The following is a 3,441-nucleotide window of genomic DNA, read 5'->3' as shown; positions in this document are numbered from 1 at the left end:
CCGCCCCGACATCGCAACGCTGCCGGAGCTCTTCGATATCCGTCTCACCAGCTTGGGCGATGCCCGCTCGCCCTTCTGGTTTTCCCGCCTGACCGTGCGCAACATCGAGGGCGCCCGCGAATTGCTCGTCCGCCTTGCCGCGGCGCTGGCGCCGCTGATCGCCTTTCGCAGTCAAGCCGAAGCCGATCTTGCCGAATTGACCCGGGCCAGTGTTGTCGCGCTCGAAAGTCTCGGCCGCACTGCGGATGGCAGCGTGAGCGAACTCTATGCGGGCGACGCTGGTGAAAAGCTCGCCGAGCTCTTGCGTGGGCAGGTCGCTGCCTCGGCGTCGTTCTCCTTCGCGGCAGACGAATGGCCTGACGTGATGGAGGCGCTGATCGCGCCTGAAACCGTCAAGCCGGCACGAGGCACCGACAGGAACATCGCCATCTGGGGCGCGCTGGAAGCACGGTTGCAGAGCGTCGACACGCTGGTCGTCGGCGGGCTCAATGAAGGTGTGTGGCCGCGCAAGCCGGAAAGCGACCGCTTCATGTCGCGGCTGATGAAGACCGGTATCGATCTCGAACCGCCCGAACGACGCATCGGCTTGGCCGCCCATGATTTCCAGATGGCGATGGGGGCGAAGAAAGTGGTGCTGGCGCGCTCCGCCCGCTCGGGCGACGCACCGGCGGTGCCGTCGCGCTGGCTGCAGCGCCTCCTGACCTTCATCGGCAAGGACCATGCGGCAGTGCTTCGCCGGCGTGGTGATGAATTCCTGTCCTGGGCCCGTGCGCTCGATGCCGGCGAGAGGCGAGACTTCGCGCCGCGACCGCAGCCGAAGCCGCCGCTGGCAGTGCGGCCGCAGCATTTCTCGGTCACCGAGATCGAGACGCTGCGTCGCGACCCTTACGCGATCTACGCCAGGAGGATCCTCCGCCTGATGCCGCTCGACCCTGTCATTCGCGACCCGGGCGCCGCCGAACGCGGCACGCTGTTTCACGCCATCCTGCATCTTTTTTCGCGGACAGTGGCCGATCCGCTTGTAGCGGAGGCGCTGGACGGCCTCATCGCCGCCGGCCGCCAATGCTTTGCCGGGGCGGCCCTTCCTCCCGATGTCGAGGCGGTGTGGTGGCCGCGTTTCGAAAAGCTCGCCGCCGGTATCATCGAATGGGAGCGCGACCGCGCCTTCGCCGTGACAATGCGACATGCCGAAGAACGCGCCGAGAAAACCGGCGTCGGTCGGTCCGGCGTGACGCTGTCCGGCTACGCCGATCGTGTCGATCTCCTGGCCGGCGGCATGGCCGACATCCTCGACTACAAGACCGGCTCCTCGCCGTCCAAGGCGCAGGCACACACCCTGCTGTCGCCGCAGCTGGCGCTCGAGGGCGCGCTGCTCCGGCGCGGCGCCTTCAAGGGGCTTGGCGCGCGCGAGCCGTCGCAACTGGCCTTCATCAGGCTGAAGCCGAACGGCGAGGTGTTCGAGGAGTCCATCCTCGAATACAACCGCAAGCCACGAACCGCCGCCGATCTCGCCGAGGAGGCCTGGGCGCGGCTCGAAAAACTGCTGATCCACTATGCCGACCCGGCGACCGGCTATCTGTCGCGCGCTTTGCCGTTCCGCGAGGGCGAGACCGATGGCGATTACGACCATCTCGCCCGCGTGCTCGAATGGTCCGCCGGCGGCGATGCAGACGACGAAGGAGGGGAGGCATGAAGAAGGCCTATCCCATCCCGACCGATACCGCCGCCAGCCAGGCAAGCGCCTCAGACCCGCAAAATTCTGCCTGGGTGTCGGCCAATGCCGGATCGGGCAAGACCCATGTGCTGGCCCAGCGCGTTATCCGGCTCTTGCTGCGCGGCACCGATCCGTCGAAGATCCTGTGCCTGACCTATACCCGCGCCGCCGCCGCCAACATGTCGAATAGGGTGTTTTCGACGCTGTCGGAATGGACAGCGCTTGGCGACGTCGAGCTGGCGGCGAAGATAGAGGCGCTGGACGGTCGCCAACCCGATCACGAAACCATGCGCCGCGCGCGCCGGCTGTTTGCCGAGGCGCTGGAGACGCCGGGCGGGCTGAAGATCCAGACCATCCACGCCTTCTGCGAATCGGTGCTGCACCAGTTTCCGCTGGAAGCCAACATACCGGCCCATTTCGAAATGCTCGATCCGCAGATGGAGGCGTCGCTCTTCGCCGCCGCCCGCCGTGACATGATCTCGGGTACGGCTGCCGGCGATGCAGGATTGGCCGAGGCATTCGCCACCATTCTGGAACGCGGCGGCGAACATGGGCTCGACGCATTGCTGGCCGAGATCGTGCGCAAGCGCGACGGCTTGCGTGCCTTCATCGCTGCTGCCGGTGGTGATGGCTTCCGGGCGCTGTTCGACGCGTTCAGGTTTCGTGCCGGCATTACCGCCGAAGGTCTGGCGGCGTCCGTCTGGCCGCTGCCGGGCTTCCTGCCGGACTATTTCACCACCTTTGCCCGCGCCGCTGAAGCCGCCGATGCCCGCATCGTGCTGAACAATTTGCTGCCCTATGCGCGTCTTGCCTTCGCCGAGGATAATCCGGTTCGCCGGCTGCAATTGCTGGCAAAAGCTTTCCTGCGGGCGGATGGCGAGCCTTATGAGCCGGCAAAGACGTTCAAGAAGGCGTTGCTCGACCAGCTGCCGGATCTTGCCGAACGCTATCTCTCGGCGGCCGATGCCATCCTCGAAATCTCCGATCGATTGGCCTTGTTCAGGATGCTGGAGGGCACACGCGCCGCGCTGACCATCGCCGATTGGCTGATCGCCCGTTACGAGCACTTGAAGCGTGCCCGTGGCTTCCTCGACTTCAACGACCTCATCACCCGAACAATCAACCTCCTGGCGCGGCCCGACGCCGGCCCATGGGTGCAATACAAGCTCGACCGAGGCATCGACCATATCCTGCTCGATGAGGCGCAGGACACAAGTCCCGACCAGTGGGAGGTGGTGAAGCGGCTGGCCGAGGAATTCTTTGCCGGGCTCGGTGCGCGCGACAATGTTCATCGCACGGTCTTTGCCGTCGGCGACGAAAAGCAGTCGATCTATTCCTTTCAAGGAGCGGCGCCCGTTTCCTTCGCTGACTCGAGGCTCCTGTTTGCCGGAAGGGTGCGCGACGCCAACGCCGCCTTCGCCGATCTCAAGCTGACCTGGTCCTTCCGCTCGACCGACGACGTGCTTGCGGCGGTGGACCGTGTCTTTGCCGACCCGGTCGTGCGGCGCGGCATCAGCCACGATCCCGATCCGCTGAACCACAAGGCAATCCGCACCGATGCGCCGGGTTATGTCGAGGTCTGGCCGTCGATCGGCGCCGACGTCGTCGACGAACCCGACGACTGGACGCAAGCCGTCGACCACGCCCATGCGCCGGCGGTGCGCGTTGCAGAAAACGTGGCGGCGACCATTGCCGGCTGGATCGGCGCCGGCGAGATCATCGAAGGC

The 3,441-nt window shown here is 65.9% G+C and carries 2 protein-coding genes; both read left to right on the top strand.

Translation table 11 applies throughout. The features are described 5' to 3' along the window. Window positions 1–1,693, top strand: a 1,693-nt coding sequence (gene addB, locus E5W87_RS34755) for a double-strand break repair protein AddB (RefSeq protein WP_292408295.1), incomplete at its 5' end; no start/stop codon positions are given. Next, on the top strand, window positions 1,690–3,441 hold a 1,752-nt coding region (locus E5W87_RS34750), incomplete at its 3' end, for a UvrD-helicase domain-containing protein (RefSeq protein ID WP_292408292.1). The genes addB and E5W87_RS34750, both read left to right, overlap by 4 nt.

Origin of the sequence: Mesorhizobium sp. (assembly GCF_004962925.1) — a bacterium.
Taxonomy (GTDB): Bacteria; Pseudomonadota; Alphaproteobacteria; order Rhizobiales; family Rhizobiaceae; genus Mesorhizobium.
Note: the sequence above shows the minus strand (reverse complement) of the source record. Positions and strands in the feature narration are given on the sequence as shown.